The sequence below is a fragment of the Streptomyces flavofungini genome (genome assembly GCF_014650815.1).
GTDB classification, from domain to species: domain Bacteria; phylum Actinomycetota; class Actinomycetes; order Streptomycetales; family Streptomycetaceae; genus Streptomyces; species Streptomyces flavofungini.
Genome location: NZ_BMVR01000015.1, coordinates 117,789 through 137,762 on the forward strand (window position 1 = coordinate 117,789; position 19,974 = coordinate 137,762).

A 19,974-nucleotide genomic window follows, 5' to 3' on the forward strand; every position below is an offset into this window, starting at 1 on the left:
TTCCGTAGCGTCGAAGGCGTACTTCCTCGTCCGTCTTCTTCGTCCGCGCATGCCATCGGAGGCCGTGATGCCCGGGTTCGCCAACTCGCTGCTGATCCTTGCCGCAGTCGTTCTCGTCGTCGTACGTCAGACGCAGCCGCAGCGCATGTCGGGCTCCAAGCGCTGGTGGCTGGTGCCCGTGGTGCTCGCCTACGTCGGCCTCAAGGACTCCGGCCTCATCGACACCCAGCACGAGGCGGCCTCCGTCGCGCTGCTCGGCGGTGAGATCCTCGTCGGGCTCCTGATGGGCGCCGCCTGGGCCTGGACCAGCCGCATCTGGACCGAGCCGGACGGGTCCGTGTGGACCCGTGGCACCAAGTCCACAGCGGTCGTCTGGCTCGTCGGCATAGCCGCCCGGCTCGGGCTCATGGGGATAGGCCTGCTCATCGGCATCCACCAGGGATCCGGCGCGCTCCTGGTCGCCCTGGCCGCGTCGCTGCTGGTGCGCGCGGGCGTTCTGGAACTGCGGGCCCAGGCCCTGCGCCCGGCGCGGGCTCTGGCCGGCGGCGTACGGTGACGAAATGTCCACACCGATGGGGACAGACCCCGACAGCCACGGGTCTGCCCGTGGGAACGGGGTGTCCGTGACGCGGGAAACCTGGACGCGCTGGCCGTCGCGAGAGGCCCTGTCAAGCGACAGGATGACGCGCCCACGGCGGCTGCTCAGCCTGCTGGTGCGGGCGGTGTTCATCGGCCTGCTGCTCTGGAGTGCCCTCTTCCGGGGCGGGGTCCCGGGTTGGGGGATCGCCCTGGGACTCGTCGCCATCGCTGTCTGCGGGGCATGCATCGCGGTGTACTTCCGGGCCACGCTGGAGCAGCGCTTGTGGCTGTCGCTGGCGTCGATGGGCCCCGTCCTGGCAGTCGGCTTCGTGGCCCACTGGACCGGCTTCGGCCTTCCGGCGGCCGTGCTGTGGTGTTCCGCCGCCATCATGTCGCTGGAGCGGCTGCCACTGGGAGCGGCCGTGCTCGTCACCGGGACGGCACTCACGGCGTTTGCCCTGGTGAACGAGGACCCCTGGCCGACGACAGCGGCCGTCACCGCGGGACTCTCTCTCGCCGGATACGTCTTGCGGCTGGACGCGGAAGCCCGGGGCAACGCGCAGCGGTTGCTCGCCCAGGAGCGTGCGGCACGGGTGGCCGAGGCGGAGTCGGCCGCGTTGGCCGAGCGGGGACGGATCGCCCGGGAGATCCACGACGTGCTGGCGCACAGCCTGTCCGCTCAGCTCGTCCACCTGGAGGCGGCCCGGTTGTTGATCGAGGGCGGGGGCGACCGGCAGCAGATCCTGGGTCGGGTGGTGGCCGCGCGGTCCATGGCTTCGGAAGGACTGGCCGAGACCCGGCAGGCCCTGTCCGCGCTGCGCGGCGAGATGACGCCGGTCGAGGACTTCCTGCGGGAACTGGTCGTGTCGGACGGGGCGTCGGTGGCGGTCGCCGGGGAGCGCCGTGCGCTGACCGCGGAGGCGTCCCAGACGGTGCGGCGAGTGGCTCAGGAGGCGTTGACGAACGTGCGCAAGCACGCGCGGGGGGCCAAGGTGACGGTCCTCCTTGAGTACGGGGAGGGGGAGGTGACGCTGGACGTGCGGGACTCGGGAGGTTCGCCGGGCGAACTCGCGGCCTCGGGAGCCGGGTACGGTCTGCTGGGCATGCGGGAGCGCGCCGAGCTGCTGGGCGGCTCACTGGAGGCAGGGCCGGAACAGGAAGGCTTCGCGGTGCGGTTGAAGGTGCCGGGATGACGATGGACGACGGGCACCACGGGGTTGGTGCTGATGGCACGGTTCCACGGGGTGCGGGCAGCGGTGGCGGTGGCAGGCCGCCCGCGAGGGTGGTCGTGGTCGACGACCAGACCGTGGTGCGTGAGGGGATCGTGATGCTGTTGGGACTGCTGCCGGGCATCGAGGTCGTCGGGGCTGGGGGCGATGGTGAGGAGGCGGTGCGGCTCGTCGCTGAGCTCTCGCCGGACGTGGTGCTGATGGACCTGCGGATGCCGCGCTGCGACGGGGCGGAGGCGACGCGGCGGATTCGGTCGCAGTATCCGGGCACGCAGGTCGTGGTGCTCACGACATACGCGGACGACGAGTCGCTGTTCCCGGCGCTCAAGGCCGGGGCGCGCGGCTATCTCACCAAGGACGCGGGTGGTGAGGAGATCGTGCGGGCCGTCGAGGACGTGCTCTCGGGGGACGCGGGGCTCTCGCCGAAGATCCAGCGGCGCCTGCTCGAGAGGCTTTCGGAGCCAGCGGAGGCCGCGCGCCCGGTGGAGCCGCCCGACGGACTGACCATGCGGGAGACGGAGGTGGTCGCTCTGATCGCGGAAGGCATGACGAACCAGGAGATCGCGCGGGCACTGCATGTCTCCACTGCCACGGTGAAGACCCACATCAACAACCTCTTCGCCAAGGCGGGCCTCAAGGACCGTGCGCAGGCGGTGCGTTACGCCTACCGGCACGGTCTGGCGCAGCCGCCGGGCAGAACACGGGGGTGAGGAGCTTCCGTCACCTGATGGGGTGAAGAGCGGGGAGAGGAGAGTCACGGATCTTCCCGATCTGTCCATCCTTGGGCACGCGGCCGGACGCAGGCCGCGGACAAGGAGAGTTCGGTGGAGAAGCACGACGGCCGCGACGCCGGGCGGGCCCGGCCCGGTGACCTGAGGGATCCGTGGTACGACGAGCTGGCCGCCGGATGGGGCGAGCTCGACGGCACCGGCACACCGACAGCCCCCGCCGTACCGGCGCCGGCCACCGCGCCGGAGCGCAGTGCCGCCGACATCTATCTGGAGGTGCAGGCGAGCGCGGCCTTCCAGGAAGTGCGCCGCCGGTATCGACGGTTCGTGATCCCCGCCGTGGCTGCCTTCTTCACCTGGTACGTGGCGTACGTCGTGACCGCGACGGCGGCGCCGGGGCTGATGGCACGCCCCGTCAGCGGTGCGGTGAACGTCGCGATGGTCGCGGGCCTCGCGCAGTTCGCCACAACGTTCCTGCTGACGTGGGCGTACTCACGGCACGCCCGATTGCGACGGGACCGTGCGGCGCTCGACCTGCGGTGGGCCGTGTTCGAGCAGAAGCGGGAACAGGAGCGGGAGCAGGAGCTGCGCCAGGGAGCCGAGCGGTGACGGGGGATCACCAGACGCTGGCGCTGGTTCTGTTCGGGGCGTTCGTGGCGGTCACGCTCGGGATCACGACGTATGTGAGCCGCAACCGGCACGGCTCGGCGGAGGAGTTCTACGCGGGCGGTCGGTTGTTCTCGCCCATGGAGAATGGTTTTGCCATCGCGGGCGACTACATGTCGGCCGCCTCGTTCCTCGGTATCTCCGGGCTGATCGCGCTCTACGGCTACGACGGGCTGCTCTACTCGGTGGGCTTCCTGGTGGCCTGGCTCGTGGTGCTGTTCCTGGTGGCCGAACTGGTGCGCAACTGCGGCCGGTTCACGCTCGCCGACGTGGTGGCGGCGCGGATGCGGGAACGTCCGGTGCGGATCGCTGCGGGAACTTCCTCGGTGACCGTGTCCGTTCTCTATCTGGTGGCGCAGATGGTGGGGGCGGGCTCACTGGTGGCGTTGCTGCTGGGCGGGACGAGCGAGGCGGCGCAGACGTGGACGGTGATCGGCGTCGGCGCGCTCATGGTCATCTACGTGTCGATGGGAGGGATGCGGGCCACCACGTGGATCCAGATCGTCAAGGCGGTCCTGCTGATGGCCGGGGCGATCGCGCTGACCGTGCTCGTGCTGATGCGGTTCCACGGCGACTTCGACCAGTTGCTGCGGACGGCCGCCGATCGCAGTGGGCACGGCGGGCAGTTCCTGACGCCCGGGCTGAAGTACGGCGGGGACTGGACCTCGCGGTTCGACTTCATCAGCCTCGGCCTCGCGCTGGTGCTCGGCACCGCCGGACTGCCGCACATCCTGTCGCGCTTCTACACCGTGCCGACCGCACGCGCTGCCCGACGCTCGGTCGTGTGGTCCATCGGCCTCATCGGCAGCTTCTACCTGATGACGATCGTGCTCGGCTTCGGCGCGGCGGCGATCGTCGGGACCGACGCGGTGCGGGGCTCGAACGCCGCGGGGAACACAGCGGTGCCCCTGCTCGCGCTCGATCTGGGCGGCGGTGCGGATTCCACAGGCGGAACGGTTCTTTTCGCGGTCGTGGCCGCCGTCGCCTTCGCCACGATCCTCGCCGTGGTCGCCGGGATCACGCTCGCGTCGTCGGCGTCCGTGGCCCACGACCTCTATGCCTCGCTGCGGCGCAAGAACGCGAAGCCGCGCAGTGAGGTGGCGGTGGCGCGGGTCGCGGCGGTGGGGATCGGCGCGGTCGCAATCGGGCTCGGCCTGGTTGCCCGCGACCTGAACGTCGCGTTCCTGGTCGGCCTGGCCTTCGCGGTCGCGGCGTCCGCGAACCTTCCGGTGCTGCTCTACTCGCTTTTCTGGCGGCAGTTCACCACACGCGGAGCCGTCTGGTCCGTCTACGGCGGGCTGCTGCCCTCGCTGGTGCTCGTGGTGTTGTCGCCCGTGGTCTCCGGCAGCCCCACCTCCCTTTTCCCCGGTGTGGACTTCCAGTACTTCCCGCTGGAGAACCCCGGCCTGGTGTCGATTCCGCTCGGCTTCCTCGCGGGATGGTTCGGCACGGTCACCTCATCGGAACCGGCGGACGAGGCAAAGCACGCGGAGACAGAAGTGCGGTCGCTGACCGGAGCGGGCGCCGTGTAGCGGGTCAGAGCGTGGACGACCACGCGTAGCGGTGTTCGGGGCGGCCCGTGTCGCCGTACTTCAGACTCAGCCGCACCCGGCCCGTGCGCTCCAGCAGCTTCAGATAGCGCTGTGCGGTCTGTCGACTCAGCCCGGTGCGGTCCGCCAACTCCTGGGCGGAGATCGGCCCCTCAGCCGCCATCAGGGCCCTGCGGACCAGCTCCGCCGTCGTGGGGGAGTGCCCCTTGGGCAGCTCCGGTGCCGGTGTGGCCGAGAGGGCGCCGAAAATCCGGTCGACCTCGGCCTGCTCCGCCTCGCCGCCACCGTCGAGGGTGCGGCGCAGCATCGCGTACGCGTCGAGCTTGGCGCGAAGTCCCGCGTACGAGAAGGGCTTGACCAGGTACTGCAGTGCGCCGTGGCGCATCGCGGCCTGCACCGTGGCGATGTCCCGGGCCGCCGTCACCATGATCACGTCGGTCTGATGGCCGCGCTCACGCAGCGAGCGGACCACGGCGAGGCCCGTCTCGTCCGGCAGATAGTGGTCGAGCAGCACGAGATCGACCGGCAACTCCTCGACGAGCCGCAGCGCCTCGGTGGCACTGTGCGCGCGCCCGGCCACCCGGAAACCGGGAACCTTCTCTACGTAGGCCGCGTTGACGTCCGCCACGCGCAGGTCGTCGTCCACGACCAGTACCTCGATCATCGTGCCTCCTCCGTGGCGACCGGCCGCAGCTCCGCGAGCCCCTCGGGCAGTACGACCGTGAACTCGGCGCCGCCATCGGGCGCCGCGCCGACCGCCACACCGCCGCCCTGCCGTTCGGCGAGCCTGCGCACCAGAGCGAGCCCGATGCCGCGCTTCCCGAGCGCAGGCGGATCCTTGGTGCTCCACCCCTCCGTGAACACCGACTCGCGCTGATCCGCCGGTACACCTGGACCCGAGTCCCGTACCCGAAGCACCACCGTGCGCCCCTCCGGTCCCTCGGTGCGCAGAGCGACCTCCACGCGTGCATGCCCGATGCCCGCAGGACCCGGCCGCAGGCCCGCCGCCGCGTCCAGTGCGTTGTCGACGAGATTGCCGACGATCGTGACGAGCCCGCCGGGGTCGACGAGCCGGTCGGGCAAGGCGGTGTCCTCCGAGACGGCCAGGGTCACGCCGCGCTCCGTGGCGACGGTCGCCTTGCCGACCAGCAGGGCCGAAAGCAGCGGATCGTGGACCTTCTCGGTGATCTGCTCGGCGGTCACCCGGTGCGCGCCCGTGACCTCGCCCACGAATTCGGCGGCCTCCTCGTACATCTCCAGTTCGAGCAGGCCGAGCAGCGTGTGCATGCGATTGGCGTGCTCGTGGTCCTGGGCGCGCAGGGCGTCGATGAGGCCGCGCGTGGAGTCGAGTTCCCGGCCGAGCTGTTCGAGTTCGGTGCGGTCGCGGAGGGTCGCGACGGCGCCGCCGTCGTCCGTGGGCATGCGGTTGGCGATCAGGACCCGCTGGCCTCGTACCGTCAGCAGATCGGTGCCGGTGACGCGGCCCGACAGGACGGCGGCGGTGCGGCCCTCGCCGAGCGCCGTCTCCAGGGACTCCCCGATCGCCTCCGTACCGAGCCCCAGGAGCCGCTGCGCCTCGTCGTTGAGCAGCCGGATCCTGCCACCGCGATCCAGGGCGACGACACCCTCACGGATGCCGTGCAGCATCGCCTCGCGCTCCGCGAGCAACGCCGAGATGTCGGAGAACGCGAGGTCACGCGTCTGACGCTGCACCCTGCGCGAGATCAGGTAGGCGGCGAGCGCACCGACGGCCAGTGCCCCGCCCGCGTACGCGAAGAGGCTCGGGATCGTATGGATCAGCCGGGCGCGCACGCTGTCGTACTCGATGCCTACGGAGACAGCGCCCACGATCGTGCCGCTCGCGTCCCGCAACGGCACCTTCCCGCGAGCGGAGCGGCCGAGCGTGCCGTTGTCGATCTCCATGACGTCGCGGCCCGCGAGCGCGTCGCTGGGGTCGGTCGAGACGACCCGGCCCACCTCGTCGCGGTCGGTGTGCGACCAGCGCACGCCTGTCTTGTTCATGATCACGACGTACTCGGCGCCGCTGGCCTTCCGGATCCGCTCCGCCGCGGCCTGCACGGGCCCGTCGGCCGCAGGGTGCGAGGAGAGCAGGTCGTCGGCTATCCGGGGCTGCGCCGCCGTCGTCTGCGCGATCGCGAGGGCCCGGCGCATCGCCTGGTCGTCCAGCTGGTCGCTGAGCGGCGCGAGGAAGAGCCCGGTGGCGAGCACGGCCACCCCGGCGGCGATCGCCAACTGCATCAGCAGCACCTGCGAGAAGACGCGCCGCGGCAGGCCGAGGCGCAGACGTCGGGCAGGGGGAGTCGGGCTCATGTGTACGAACGGTACGGCGCGGGGCGGTCCGCTCCGTAGGGAGTGTGGCGTGGATCTCCCGGGAGCGGGCTGTCCGGGCGGCCCTGCGTGATCGTTCGGGAGTCTTCTGTACGAGCGGTGGCCTGACGTGATCCCCGGGAGCTCGCCGTCCGAGCGGGCATGGGGATCTCCCGAGAGTCAGCCGTCCGAGCGGCCATCCCCGATCTCCCGGAGTCCGCCGGCGGAGCCGCCCTATGCGATCCCCCGCACCGCCGTCACATCCATCCGGGCGGGCGATCCCAGCGCCGCCCCGCAGCTCTCCGGACGGGGTGGCAGTGCGGCGCCCTGCGCGACGGTGACCCGCCAGCGGCGGCCGTCGGTGTGGGCGACCGTCACCTCCCAGCGGGGAGCGTCGCCCGTGGTGCCCACGACGCTCAGCGCTCCCAGTGCGTCCTCCCGCGCGGACGTGCGCACCGCCAGCTCGGCGGCCTGCCCGGGGCGTTCCCAGGCGGAGCTGCCCCGGCATCCTTCGGTGACGACACGGTCCTCACGTACTGCCTGCAGGATTTCCTTCACGGCGTGCGCGCCTGTGCGGCCGTACGCATAGCCGTGCGGCAGGACGAGGAGGGTGGGGGAAAAGCGATGACCACCCAGATGAGTGATCTCCCAGACGCCCTCCTCTCCGGAGGCGGCCAGTTCACCGGCGAGCGGCCTGCCGAGCAGGGCGCAGCAGCGGTCGCGCTTGCCGTTGGTGCACACGAGCGCCAGCGGCTCGCCCGTGTGCGGTGTGCCGAAGCCTCCGTGGTCACCGGCGCCGAGCGCCGCGAAGTCCAGGTCCAGCAACTGCCGTGGCTCGTCCACCGCATGCGAGCGCAGCCAGGCGTTGCCCGGGACGGTGTGGGCTACGTAGACGCGGTGCCGCGCGGGGGTGTGGCAGTCGGCGTGGCGTCCGGGACGCCGGATGAGGGCCACCCGTACGCCGGTCGACTCGGCTGCCCGCTCCAGGGCGCGGCCCACGTCCGGATCCAGGTGGCTCGATGTGAGCGCCTTGGCGCCCCAGGGGCCGGGCTGTTCCAGGAGCAGCCAGGTCCTGGCGGTGGCCGCGGTGCCCGCCAGAGGTTCGTCCAGATCCCGCGAGGCGGTCGCGCACGTACTCACGGAGGTGAGCCTAACCCGCGCCCGGACCAGCCGGTTTCACCAGCCGGGCGAGCCGGGCGTGGCGGTTCCGCCGGGTACGTCGGACGCGCCGCACAGGCCGTCCGGCTACGGCAGGGGCTGCGGCGGCCGCATTCCGACGTACTGCCCCACGGGACGCATCCGCATCGGCCGCTCCCCGTACTCCTCCAGGGCGTGCGCGATCCACCCGGCCGTGCGCGCCACGGCGAAGATGGTCTCGCCCGCCTCCGCGGCCATGCCGGACGACGCGGTGAGGACGGCGAGCGCGAGGTCGACATTGGCGTGCAGGTCGGTGTGGCGGGCCGTGGTGGCCTCCACGTCACGGGCCGCCGCCAGTGCCGGGCCGGCGTTCGGCATCGTCTCCAGGAGGCCGAACAACGCCTGCGCGCGGGGGTCCTCGCCCTGGTAGACGCGGTGGCCGAGGCCAGGGACGCGGCGGCCCGCGCGGAGCTCGTTCGCGACGACGGGCGCCGCCGTGCCTCGGTCGAGGACCTCCCGGAGCATGCGGTGGACGAGGCCGCTGGCCGCGCCGTGCAGGGGGCCCTCCATGACGCCGAGCCCCGCCGACACGGCCGCGTACGGGTGCGCGCGTGCCGATGCCGCGACGCGCACCGCCAGCGTGGACGCCGCCAGGTCGTGGTCGACGAGCAGCGCGAGCGCGGTGTCCAGGGCATGCAGAGAGGCGTCGTCGGGCTTGCGGCCGCTCAGGCGTCCCCACAGGCGTCCGGCGAGGGGGCCGCCGTCCCGGTGGGTGGGCAGGAGGGGCGGGAGAGCGGCCACGAGGGTCGGGATCAGGGTGCGGGCCGTGCCGATGACGGCTTCTTCGGAGAGGTCGAAGCGGAGCGGGTCGGCGGCTCCCGCGGCGATGGCCGCCACGCGCAGGCGGTCCGCGGGTCCGCAGTGCTCCGGGAGCGCGCGCACGGCCAGGCGTGCGGAGCCGGACGGCTCCGGGGGCGCCGTGAAGTGGATGCCTGGCCGCAGCACGCCGGTCCACAGCCACTCGGCGACCTCTTCGTAGGAGTGGCGCAGAGCCAGCGCGGCCGCGTCCACGCCGCGGAAGTAGTAGCGGTCCTTCTCGATCAGCGTGATGCGGGTGCGTACGGAGAGTTCGTTGGCACCGGCGGCCGGGGCGGGCTCGCGCCTGTTCTTGAGGGCCAGCGTCTGGACCTCGTTGGGGTCGAAGGTGCTGCCGCGCGCTCCGGGACCGCGGCGGCTGGTGAGCTGGCCTCGGCTCACGTACGCGTACACGGTCTCCGGCTTCACGCCGAGGAGTTCCGCGGCTTCCTTAGTGCTGAGGCGGCGGTCTTCGCGCGCGGATGCGCCGTGGCCCGCTTCTTGATCCGTCATGGGCGTCACCGTATCCATGTCCCGATATCTGCATCGTCATATTGATTCAATCAATATTGACAGAGTGTCAGTCAATCATGGACAGTCAAATCAAGTCCAGGGAGGAAGTCGAGGAACAACATGCCGATCAATGGCTCCGCCGCCACCCCCACCGCTCCCGTCGAGGTCCCACGCGGACTCGCGGGTGTCGTCGTCACCGAGACCCAACTCGGTGACGTCCGGGGGCGCGAGGGCTTCTACCACTATCGCCAGTACTCCGCCGTCGAGCTCGCGCAGACCCGCAGCTTCGAGGACGTCTGGTACCTGATGTTCCACGGCTCGCTGCCGGACGCCGCGCAGCGCACCGCCTTCGCCCAGCAGACTGCCGCGCTGCGCCACCTTCCCGAGGATGTGCGGGCGGCCCTGCCCGGCATCGCCCGGGCCATCGCGCTGTCGGGGCCGCTCGCCGGCCTGCGCTCGGCGCTGTCGCTCTTCGGGGCCGCCAAGGGCTTCCGGCCGGTGTACGACATCGACGGTGACCGGCGGCGCGCCGACGCGCTCGCCGCCTCCGCCGTGGTACCGACGCTGCTCACCGCGCTGTACCGGCTGGGCCAGGACCTCGACCCCGTCGAGCCGCGCGACGACCTCCCGTACGCGGCCAACTACCTCTACATGCTCACGGGTTCGCAGCCGGACGCCGACCGGGCCCGTGCCGTCGAGCAATACTTGATCTCCACCATTGACCATGGATTCAACGCATCCACGTTCACGGCCCGGGTCATCGCCTCGACCGGCGCGGACGTCGCCGCCTGTCTCGTGGGTGCTGTCGGCGCGCTGTCGGGGCCCCTGCACGGTGGCGCCCCGAGCCGGGCCCTGGACACGCTCGACGCCATCGGCACCCCCGATCGCATCGACCCCTGGATCCGTGAACGGGTCCTCGCGGGCGAGCGCATCATGGGCTTCGGGCACCCGGTGTACCGCACCGAGGACCCGCGCTCGCGCATGCTCCGCGGGATCGCGCAGGGGTTCGGCGGGGAGCTGGTCGGGTTCGCCGTCGAGGTGGAGCGGCAGGTCGAGGCGATCCTCGCGGAGCTCAAGCCGGGCCGCGAACTCCACACGAACGTGGAGTTCTACGCGGGCGTGGTCATGGAGCTGTGCGGGCTGCCGCGCGAGATGTTCACGCCGACGTTCGCGTCGGCGCGCGTGGTCGGGTGGGGCGCCAACATCCTGGAACAGGCGGAGGACTCGAAGATCATTCGGCCCGCGGCGCGGTATGTGGGGCCGGTTCCGCCGGTTCCGGTGCCTGCGTTGGCGGAGGGCGGGGCCTGAGACGACCTGAGCCTGCGGAGACCTGAGTCCTCGTAGACCTGGCTTGAGGAGACCTGGGCCTGAGGCGGCCTCAGGAGCCCGATGACAGGAGCCCGAGAACGGCCGCGAGGCCCGGTGCCGGTCTGGCGCCGGGCCTCACGGCATGCAAGGTCGGTGGTGGGGCGAGCGGAGGACTTCGTCATCCGGAGGCGGGCCTCAACGGGGTGGCCGGAGGACCTCGACGGAGAGGGCGCGGTGAGCGCCGGGCGTCACTCCGCGCCGTGGATCAGCTGTTGGGAATGTCGGCCTTCGCGCGGACGAGTGTCTCGCGGCTGACGATCACAATGCGCTCGTGAGGGGCGCGCGCGGCGTCAGCCGGAAGCTCGCCGTCGAGCGCCGCTGTCGCTTCCGTCCCGATGACGGCGAAGTCGCCGCTGCTGAGTTCGAAGATGTCGGGGCAGGTGTCGCCGGCGAGACTGCCACGTTCCCGTGGTGACGCACCGATGCGGCGCACGATCTTCAAGTGGATCCCGGTCCTTGAGGAGTGAACGGTCATGGGTAGGGGGCGGTAGTGGAGTGTCGGTTGGGGAGGGTGCTGCGGGTGAGGCGGAAGGGGAGAGGCTCGGACGCACGATGAGGTCGTCGCCTCTGGGTGTGGACATGCCGCGGCGCCCGCCATCCAGGATGCGGACGACGGGGCGGGGACAGGTTAGCCCCTCCTTATTGCGCCTTGGGCACAGGCTGCTCCAACCGGCCCTATTCAGGCGGGGGTTCACCCACCACCCAGTACTCGTCGGTGTCTGCCTCGTCCAAGTCGCGGATGAGGGTGTCCGTCATTCGGCCCACCCGGGCCTCGTCCGAGGCGTCCTGCAGGCTGGCGCGCTGATGGCGGGTGGCGTGCCAGTACTCGCGGAAGACCGAGTTGGTGCAGATCCACCGCAGGTGACCGTGGAGTTCCTCCCAGCTGACGACGCCGCTGCGATAGGCGAGCACCGCGTTCGTGTAGAGCGCGTTGGCGAAGAGGAACTGACGCCGCTGAGTGGGCGAACCGGCCTCCGCGACGCTGTAGACCGCCGCGAGATCGGGGTCCTCGATCGCCTTGCGGAGCAGATAGAGCTGGAGTTCCTGCTGCTCCGCCATCATGGCGCGCCGCCACTCGGCGCGCTCCGCCCGGTCCGCCCGTGCGCGGAGCTCGGCATATTTGCGCTGCTGAGCGGCCAGGAGTGCGAGGCACCCGGCCGCGAAGGCGAGTCCCGCTCCGGCTGCGGAGCAGAGCCCTCCTGCGCCGAATTTCTGTGTGGTCATGTCAACCCCCGAATCAGGCGACCGTCCGCCGGTCGTCGGGTGCGGGGCGACAGGGTGCGGACCGGCGAGCGATGGGCGGCGCTTGCCGTCTCCCAGGGTGCCGAGCGGCTCTGATCGGCCGGGAGGCGGAGAGGAGGCGCACGGAAGGAAAGGGTGCCCACATTTCCCTGCGCCGTGCCCAATGTGTGCCCCGCGAGCGCCGCTAACAATCGTTCACCTACCGGCGCGTCTACGCGCACATATCCTGGAGCGGTCTTCAATCGTCGTACAGCTTCGTCGCCCGCGATGTGTACGCGTCTTGAGCGACTTGATCCACCTTGATGAGAGTTGACGCGAGGGGCCGCACGTGCGTGAGCAGCAGATTCCGGTTGTCGTACTCACCGGGTTTTTGGGCTCCGGAAAGACGACACTCCTGAACCACCTGCTGCACCGCAGCGGTGGCAGTCGGATCGGCGCGATCGTCAACGATTTCGGGTCCATCGAGATCGACGCGATGGCTGTCGCCGGAGCGCTCGGCGATTCCACCGTCTCGCTCGGCAACGGATGCCTGTGCTGTGCCGTGGACGCCAGTGAACTGGACGAGTACCTGGAGCGACTGTCCGGCCCGTCCGCCCGCATCGACGTCATCGTCATCGAGGCGAGCGGGCTCGCCGAGCCGCAGGAGCTGATGCGGATGGTGCTCGCCAGCGAGAACCCGAACATCGTGTACGGCGGCCTGGTGGAGGTCGTCGACGCCGCCGAGTTCGATGCCACCAGGCAGCGGCATCCGGAGGTCGACCGGCACCTGGGCATCGCCGACCTCGTCGTCGTCAACAAGGCCGACCGGGTGAGCGCCGCCGAGCGGGAGCGCGTCCTCGCCGAGGTGCACCGCCTCACCGACCGCGCGGCCGTGGTCCCCGCCTCGTACGGACGTGTGGACGTGGCCCTCCTGCTCGACCGCAAGCCTGTGGGGGAGCGCGTCGGGCAGTTGTCCTTCGACGACCTGCACGATCACGGTGAGCAGGACGACCACGGGGAACAGGGTGACCACGGCGATCGAGCCGACACCGACGGGCACGCGTCCTGCGGCTGCGACGACCCCGGCCACCACCACTTGCACGTCGGCTACGAAAGCCTCGCCTTCACCTCCGAAGCACCTCTCAACCCGCGCCGTCTGATGACCTTCCTCGACAGCAGGCCCGAGGGGCTGTACCGCATCAAGGGGTACGTCGACTTCGGCGCCGCCGACGCCCGCAACCGGTACGCGGTGCACTCCGTGGGGCGCTTCCTGCGCTTCTACCCCGAGCCGTGGGAGCCCGGTGAGAAGCGGCTCACCCAGCTCGTCCTCATCGGCTCCGGCATAGACGTCGCGGCCCTGGACGGGGAGCTGACGCTGTGCCGGGAGAACGACGAGGACGCCCCGCACACCGATGAGTTCGGCATGTGGGGCGTCCTGCGGTACGTACAGGAGCCGGAGGAGGAGGCGGGGGAGGCGGAAGCTCCCGGTGAGCCGGGAGACCAGGCCCCCGGGTCCAGCCCGGACGCTTGACCGTGCGGCCGACCAGTAGGCGGGCCCCGGGCCCGGTCCCAACGCCTGGGCGGGTCCCCGGGCCCGGCCCGGACGCCTGACCGCGCCCCGCCGACCAGCCCCGGCTCGGCAGGTCAGCCCCGGCTCGGCTCGGCAGCTCAACCCCGGCTCGGCCGGCCACCCCCCGCCGACCTGCGGCAGGCCCCTCGGCCAGCCCCCGTCGACTATGCCGGCCCCGCCACCGCAGCCACCGGCTTCGCCAGCGACACCCCGGAGCCGTCCCGGCGCGGGTCGATCTCCGGCAGCTCCGCCGGGAGGCCGTTGCGCTGGGCCGCTCGCGGCGGCGTCGGGCCCGCCCAGGCGAAGCTCAGGCAGTCCTCGCCCTTCAGGAGCCGCTGGCAGCGCACGCCGCCCGTGGCGCGGCCCTTGCGCGGATACTGGTCGAACGGCGTGACCTTGGCCGTCGTGTGCACCGAGTCGTCGAGCGTGCCGCGGGAGCCCGCGACCGTGAACACCAAGGCGTCCGCCGCCGGGTCGACCGCCGTGAACGACAGGACCTTCGCGCCGTCGGCGAGCTTGATGCCCGCCATGCCGCCCGCCGGACGGCCCTGCGGGCGGACCTGCCCCGCCGGATAGCGCAGCAGCTGTGCGTCGTCCGTGATGAAGACCAGGTCCTCCTCGCCCGTGCGCAGCTCGACCGCGCCGACGATGCGGTCGCCGTCCTTGAGGGTGATGACTTCCAGCTCGTCCTTGTTGGCCGGATAGTCGGGCACCACGCGCTTGACGACGCCCTGCTCGGTGCCGAGCGCCAGGCCCGGTGAGGACTCGTCCAGCGTCATCAGGCAGATCAGCTTCTCGTCGCCCTCCAGGGAGAGCAGTTCCGAGACCGGTGCCCCTCCGGAGAGGTTGGGTGCCGACGCGGTGTCCGGAAGCTGCGGCAGGTCCACTACGGAGAGTCGCAGCAGCCGCCCCTCGGACGTCACCGCGCCCACCTCGCCGCGCGCCGTCGCGGGCACCGCGGAGACGATCACGTCGTGCTTGACGCGCTTGCCGTCGCTCTCCCCGAAGGGCTCGCCGTTGGCCGTCCGCGCGAGCAGCCCTGTCGACGACAGGAGCACCCGGCACGGGTCGTCCGCCACCTGCAGCGGCACCGCGGCCGCAGGCGTACCCGCCGACTCCAGGAGCACCGTGCGCCGGTCCGTGCCGAACTTCTTGGCCACCGCGGCCAGTTCGGTGGAGACCAGCTTGCGCAGCTCCGCGTCGGACTCCAGGATCGCCGTCAGCTCCTCGATCTCCGCCTTCAGCTTGTCGCGCTCAGACTCCAGCTCGATGCGGTCGAACTTGGTGAGGCGGCGCAGCGGCGTGTCCAGGATGTACTGCGTCTGGACCTCGCTCAGCGAGAAGCGCTCCATCAGGCGCTCCTTGGCCTGCGCGGAGTTCTCGCTGGAGCGGATGAGGCGGATGACCTCGTCGATGTCCAGGAGGGCGACGAGCAGGCCCTCCACCAGGTGCAGCCGGGCCTGCTTCTTGCCGCGGCGGAACTCGCTGCGGCGCCGCACCACGTTGAAGCGGTGGTCGAGATAGACCTCGAGGAGCTCCTTGAGGCCGAGCGTGAGGGGCTGGCCGTCCACCAGGGCGACGTTGTTGATGCCGAAGGACTCCTCCATCGGCGTCAGTTTGTACAACTGCTCCAGGACGGCCTCCGGGACGAAGCCGTTCTTGATCTCGATGACCAGGCGCAGGCCGTGCTGACGGTCTGTGAGGTCCTTGACGTCGGCGATGCCCTGCAGCTTCTTCGAGCCGACCAGGTCCTTGATCTTGGCGATGACCTTCTCGGGGCCCACGGAGAAGGGCAGTTCCGTGACGATCAGGCCCTTGCGGCGCGGGGTCACGGAGTCCACGGAGACCGTGGCGCGCATCTTGAAGGTGCCGCGACCCGATTCGTACGCGTCCCTGATGCCCGACAGGCCGACGACGCGGCCGCCCGTGGGCAGGTCGGGGCCCGGGATGAACCGCATCAGCGTGTCGAGGTCGGCGCCCGGGTGCTTGATCAGGTGCCGGGCGGCGGCGATGACCTCGCCCAGGTTGTGCGGCGGCATGTTCGTCGCCATGCCGACGGCGATGCCGGAGGAACCGTTCACCAGGAGGTTCGGATACGCCGCCGGGAGCGCGACCGGCTCCTGCTCCTGGCCGTCGTAGTTCGGCTCGAAGTCGACCGTGTTCTCGTCGATGGACTCCGTCATCAGGGAGGTCGCGTCGGCCATGCGGCATTCGGTGTACCGCATCGCCGCGGGCGGGTCGTCGTTGCCCAGGGAGCCGAAGTTGCCGTGGCCGTCCACCAGCGGCAGGCGCATGGAGAAGGGCTGCGCCATCCGCACCAGGGCGTCGTAGATCGACGCGTCGCCGTGGGGGTGCAGCTTGCCCATGACCTCGCCGACGACGCGGGCGCACTTCACGTAGCCGCGCTCGGGGCGCAGGCTCATCTCGTTCATCTGGTAGACGATGCGGCGGTGCACCGGCTTCAGACCGTCCCGGGCGTCGGGCAGGGCGCGGGAGTAGATGACGGAGTAGGCGTACTCGAGGAAGGAGCCCTGCATCTCGTCGACGACGTCGATGTCGAGGATCTTCTCCTCGAACGCGTCGTCGGGCGGCGGGGTCTTCGTGCTGCGGCGGGCCATCGCTGCTGCGGCTCCTTCACCAACAAGTGCGGGATCTGACGCCGACCATTGTGGACTGTCCCACTGACAACGCCGACCACGACCCGGTGGTGGGCGGGCCCCGAGCACGCGCGTCAACCGCGCGCCGCACCCGTACCGACCACATGCCGCACCCGTACCGACCACCCGCCGCGCCCGCACGGCGCGCCGGTACCGGGCGCGTGCCCCACCCGTCCCACCGCCACCACCGCTCACCCGCCCGGCCGGACGGCGCCCGCACCGCCGGTGGATCACGCCGAGGGCGAAACCCGACTACGCCGAGGGCGGAGCGGGAACTTCGCCAGGGGTCCGGAGCCTTGCTTACAGTGGCAGGACTTGGCAGCACTTATCGAGGATTTCGCGATCGAAGGGACGTACATGCCCATGGGTCACACGGCCACAGCCGAGGCCGGCTCCGGCGGCCTGACAGCGACCGAGCACCGGCTGGCCAACGGCCTGCGTGTGGTGCTCTCTGAGGACCACCTGACCCCGGTCGCCGCGGTCTGCCTCTGGTACGACGTCGGCTCCCGCCACGAGGTCAAGGGCCGTACGGGCCTGGCTCACCTCTTCGAGCACCTGATGTTCCAGGGCTCGAAGCAGGTGCACGGAAACGGCCACTTCGAGCTGGTGCAGGGCGCCGGCGGGTCGCTGAACGGCACCACCAGCTTCGAGCGCACCAACTACTTCGAGACGATGCCGACCCACCAGCTCGAGCTCGCGCTCTGGCTGGAGGCCGACCGCATGGGCTCGCTCCTGTCGGCGCTCGACGAGGAGTCGATGGAGAACCAGCGGGACGTCGTCAAGAACGAACGCCGCCAGCGCTACGACAACGTTCCGTACGGCACCGCCTTCGAGAAGCTGACCGCCCTCTCCTACCCGGAGGGCCACCCGTACCACCACACGCCGATCGGCTCCATGGCCGACCTGGACGCGGCCACCCTCGAGGACGCGCGGGAGTTCTTCCGTACGTACTACGCACCCAACAACGCGGTCCTCTCGGTCGTCGGTGACATCGACCCCGAGGAGACGCTCGCCTGGGTCGAGAAGTACTTCGGCTCCATCCCCTCGCACGACGGCAAGCAGCCGCCGCGCGACGGCTCGCTGCCCGAGCGCATCGGCAAGGAACTGCGTGAGGTCGTCGAGGAGGAGGTCCCCGCACGCGCCCTGATGGCGGCCTACCGCCTCCCGGAGGACGGCACGCGCGCGAGCGACGCGGCCGACCTGGCGCTCACGGTCCTCGGCAGCGGCGAGTCCTCGCGCCTCTACAACCGCCTCGTGCGCCGTGACCGCACCGCCGTCACCGCCGGGTTCGGCCTGTTGCGCCTCGCCGGCGCGCCCTCCCTGGGCTGGCTCGACGTGAAGACGTCCGGCGACGTGGAGGTCCCCGTCATCGAGGCCGCCGTCGACGAGGAGCTGGCCCGGTTCGCCGCGGAGGGCCCCACCCCGGAGGAGATGGAGCGCGCCCAGGCCCAGTTGGAGCGCGAGTGGCTCGACCGCCTCGGCACGGTCGCGGGCCGCGCGGACGAACTGTGCCGGTACGCCGTCCTGTTCGGCGACCCCCAGCTCGCCCTCACCGCCGTCAAGCGCGTCCTCGACATCACCGCCGACGAGGTCCAGGAGGTCGCCAAGGCCCGCCTGCGCCCCGACAACCGCGCGGTGCTCGTGTACGAACCCACTGGCCCCGTAGACGCGGAAGACGCCGCCGGCACCGACGAGGAAGACGAGGAGACGGCGAAGTGACCGAGGCCGCAACGATGCAGTTCCACCCGCAGCCCCAGGCGGGCACCGCCCGGCCCTGGGCCTTTCCGGCCCCCGAGCGCTGCGCGCTCGACAACGGCCTCACGGTGCTGCGCTGCGACCGCCCCGGCCAGCAGCTCGTCGCCGTGGAGATCCACCTCGACGCCCCCCTGGATGCCGAGCCGAAGGGCCTGGACGGCGTCGCCACCATCATGGCGAGGGCGTTCTCCGAAGGCACCGACAAGCACTCCGCGGAGGAGTTCGCCGCCGAGCTCGACCGCTGCGGCGCCACGCTCGACGCGCACGCCGACCACCCCGGCGTCCGGGTCTCCCTGGAAGTGCCCGTCTCCCGGCTGCCCAAGGCCCTCGGCCTGCTCGCGGACGCCCTGCGCGCGCCCGCGTTCGCCGACAGCGAGGTCGAGCGACTGGTCCGCAACCGCCTGGACGAGATCCCGCACGAGGCCGCCAACCCGGCGCGCCGCGCCGCCAAGGAGCTCTCCAAGGAGCTCTTCCCGGCATCCGCGCGCATGTCGCGCCCGCGCCAGGGCACGGAGGAGACGGTCTCCGCCATCGACTCGGCGGCCGTACGAGCCTTCTACGAAAGGCACGTACGCCCCGCCACGGCCACCGCCGTCGTGGTCGGCGACCTCACCGGCATCGACCTGGACGCCGTCCTCGCCGACACCCTCGGCGCCTGGACCGGCGGGGCGGCCGAGCCGCGCCCGGTGCCTCCGGTGACCGCCGACGACCGGGGCCGCGTCGTCATCGTGGACCGCCCCGGCGCCGTCCAGACGCAGCTCCTCATCGGCCGCGTCGGCCCGGACCGGCACGACCGCGTGTGGTCCGCTCAGGTCCTCGGCACGTACTGCCTGGGCGGCACCCTGACCTCGCGCCTGGACCGCGTCCTGCGCGAGGAGAAGGGCTACACCTACGGAGTGCGCGCCTTCGCCCAGGTCCTGCGCTCCGCTCCGGAGGGGACCGGCGCCGCGATGCTCGCCATCAGCGGCTCCGTGGACACTCCCAACACGGGCCCGGCCCTCGACGACCTGTGGAAGGTCCTGCGCACGCTCGCCGCGGAGGGCCTCACGGATCCCGAGCGCGACGTCGCCGTGCAGAACCTGGTGGGCGTCGCCCCGTTGAAGTACGAGACGGCGGCGGCCGTCGCCGCCACCCTCGCCGACCAGGTCGAGCAGCACCTGCCGGACGACTTCCAGGCGCACCTGTACCGCCAGTTGGCGCAGACGGGCACCGTGGAGGCCACCGCAGCCGTCGTGAGCGCCTTCCCGGACGACCGTCTGGTGACGGTCCTCGTGGGCGACGCCGCGCAGATCGAGGAGCCCGTCAAGGCGCTCGACATCGGCGAAGTGACGGTGGTCACCGGCTGATTGCCGCGCCGGACCGACGCCGGACCGGTGGTGACACCAGCCGTGCGCCGGACCGGCAGCGAGGGCCGGTGGCGTAAAGCCGGACATAGCGTCATCAACGCCTCGCGAGAACAGGGACCCCAGTGGCTCAGGAAGCTACTGGGGTCCCTGCATGCCGCCATATGTCCGAATTGACATGGAGGTTGCTCGTCTGCCCTGTGGCGTGCGCTACAAAAGGCCTGATTCGTTTGTCGATTGAAAGATGAGGCGTTTACCGTCGGTCCGGCTGTCCGTCAGGCAGTACGCCGCGTCCGCGGCACCGGACAGTCATCGCCGAGTCCCCGTACGGCGCGAGCCAGGGGAGCCGGGGACCCACACGTCCCCTGGGGTGAATCGGACCCCTTGCCGCGAGGCGAGGAGCCCGTAGGAGACCTTCCTGCTCCGAACCCGTCAGCTAACCCGGTAGGCGAGAAGGAAGGAAAGGATCAGCCGC

General features: G+C 71.2%; 16 protein-coding genes and 1 riboswitch. Of the genes, 9 read left to right on the forward strand and 7 right to left on the reverse strand.

From position 1 onward, the window contains the following. Positions 1-49: 49 nt before the first annotated feature. The 5 genes from IE274_RS31820 (at position 50) to IE274_RS31840 (ending at position 4,734) form a co-directional block, all read left to right on the forward strand. Positions 50-556 (forward strand): DUF1453 domain-containing protein, encoded by a 507-nt coding sequence (locus IE274_RS31820; RefSeq protein ID WP_229909947.1) that lies wholly within the window; start codon positions 50-52, stop codon positions 554-556. Positions 557-623: 67 nt separating this feature from the next. Further along, entirely contained in the window at positions 624-1,772 is a 1,149-nt protein-coding gene (locus IE274_RS31825) for a sensor histidine kinase (RefSeq protein ID WP_190119402.1), read from the forward strand. Then, on the forward strand, positions 1,769-2,518 hold the full coding sequence (locus IE274_RS31830; protein WP_229909948.1) for a response regulator: 750 nt from the start codon (positions 1,769-1,771) through the stop codon (positions 2,516-2,518). Before IE274_RS31825 ends, IE274_RS31830 begins: the two co-directional genes overlap by 4 nt. 114 nt (positions 2,519-2,632) lie before the next feature. Then, complete coding sequence (locus IE274_RS31835) at positions 2,633-3,145, forward strand: DUF485 domain-containing protein (RefSeq protein ID WP_190119403.1); 513 nt, start codon at positions 2,633-2,635, stop codon at positions 3,143-3,145. Next, positions 3,142-4,734, forward strand: coding sequence for a monocarboxylic acid transporter (locus IE274_RS31840; RefSeq protein ID WP_190119404.1), 1,593 nt, complete (start codon positions 3,142-3,144; stop codon positions 4,732-4,734). The genes IE274_RS31835 and IE274_RS31840 overlap by 4 nt, the downstream gene beginning before the upstream one ends. Before the next feature lie 4 nt (positions 4,735-4,738). Here the strand turns inward: IE274_RS31840 and IE274_RS31845 are convergent, their stop codons facing one another. The 4 genes from IE274_RS31845 to IE274_RS31860 all read right to left on the reverse strand — a co-directional run bounded on the left by IE274_RS31845 (position 4,739) and on the right by IE274_RS31860 (position 9,585). Next, positions 4,739-5,416 carry a response regulator gene (locus tag IE274_RS31845; protein ID WP_190119405.1) on the reverse strand — a complete coding sequence of 226 codons (678 nt, stop codon included), beginning with the start codon at positions 5,414-5,416 and terminating at the stop codon, positions 4,739-4,741. Continuing rightward, positions 5,413-7,083, reverse strand: coding sequence for a sensor histidine kinase (locus IE274_RS31850; protein ID WP_190119406.1), 1,671 nt, complete (start codon positions 7,081-7,083; stop codon positions 5,413-5,415). The genes IE274_RS31845 and IE274_RS31850 overlap by 4 nt, the downstream gene beginning before the upstream one ends. A gap of 231 nt (positions 7,084-7,314) precedes the next feature. Then, positions 7,315-8,220, reverse strand: coding sequence for a ferredoxin family protein (locus tag IE274_RS31855; RefSeq protein ID WP_190119407.1), 906 nt, complete (start codon positions 8,218-8,220; stop codon positions 7,315-7,317). Positions 8,221-8,325: 105 nt separating this feature from the next. Beyond that, positions 8,326-9,585, reverse strand: a complete 1,260-nt coding sequence (locus IE274_RS31860; protein WP_190119408.1) for a citrate synthase — start codon at positions 9,583-9,585, stop codon at positions 8,326-8,328. A 120-nt stretch (positions 9,586-9,705) separates the two neighbouring features. Between IE274_RS31860 and IE274_RS31865 the strand changes: the two genes are divergently transcribed. Next, positions 9,706-10,893, forward strand: a complete 1,188-nt coding sequence (locus tag IE274_RS31865) for a citrate synthase/methylcitrate synthase (protein WP_190119409.1) — start codon at positions 9,706-9,708, stop codon at positions 10,891-10,893. Positions 10,894-11,158: 265 nt separating this feature from the next. Here the strand turns inward: IE274_RS31865 and IE274_RS31870 are convergent, their stop codons facing one another. Further along, positions 11,159-11,395, reverse strand: coding sequence for a hypothetical protein (locus IE274_RS31870; RefSeq protein WP_190119410.1), 237 nt, complete (start codon positions 11,393-11,395; stop codon positions 11,159-11,161). A 233-nt stretch (positions 11,396-11,628) separates the two neighbouring features. Further along, the gene (locus tag IE274_RS31875) at positions 11,629-12,177 is read right to left on the reverse strand and encodes a DUF6082 family protein (RefSeq protein ID WP_190119411.1); all 549 of its coding nucleotides are present in this window, start codon (positions 12,175-12,177) and stop codon (positions 11,629-11,631) included. A gap of 346 nt (positions 12,178-12,523) precedes the next feature. On the opposite strand from IE274_RS31875, the gene IE274_RS31880 reads away from it, so the two are divergent. Beyond that, positions 12,524-13,705: a CobW family GTP-binding protein gene (locus IE274_RS31880; protein ID WP_190119412.1), complete on the forward strand. Its 1,182-nt coding sequence runs from the start codon at positions 12,524-12,526 to the stop codon at positions 13,703-13,705. Between the two features lie 203 nt (positions 13,706-13,908). On the opposite strand, the gene IE274_RS31885 is transcribed toward IE274_RS31880, so the two are convergent. Beyond that, positions 13,909-16,362, reverse strand: coding sequence for a DNA gyrase/topoisomerase IV subunit A (locus IE274_RS31885; RefSeq protein ID WP_190119413.1), 2,454 nt, complete (start codon positions 16,360-16,362; stop codon positions 13,909-13,911). A gap of 396 nt (positions 16,363-16,758) precedes the next feature. Between IE274_RS31885 and IE274_RS31890 the strand changes: the two genes are divergently transcribed. After that, complete coding sequence (locus tag IE274_RS31890) at positions 16,759-18,120, forward strand: M16 family metallopeptidase (RefSeq protein ID WP_190119478.1); 1,362 nt, start codon at positions 16,759-16,761, stop codon at positions 18,118-18,120. Continuing rightward, on the forward strand, positions 18,117-19,502 hold the full coding sequence (locus tag IE274_RS31895; RefSeq protein ID WP_190119414.1) for a M16 family metallopeptidase: 1,386 nt from the start codon (positions 18,117-18,119) through the stop codon (positions 19,500-19,502). Before IE274_RS31890 ends, IE274_RS31895 begins: the two co-directional genes overlap by 4 nt. A gap of 300 nt (positions 19,503-19,802) precedes the next feature. Continuing rightward, positions 19,803-19,964, forward strand: a riboswitch (cyclic di-AMP (ydaO/yuaA leader). The last annotated feature ends 10 nt before the right edge of the window (positions 19,965-19,974 follow it).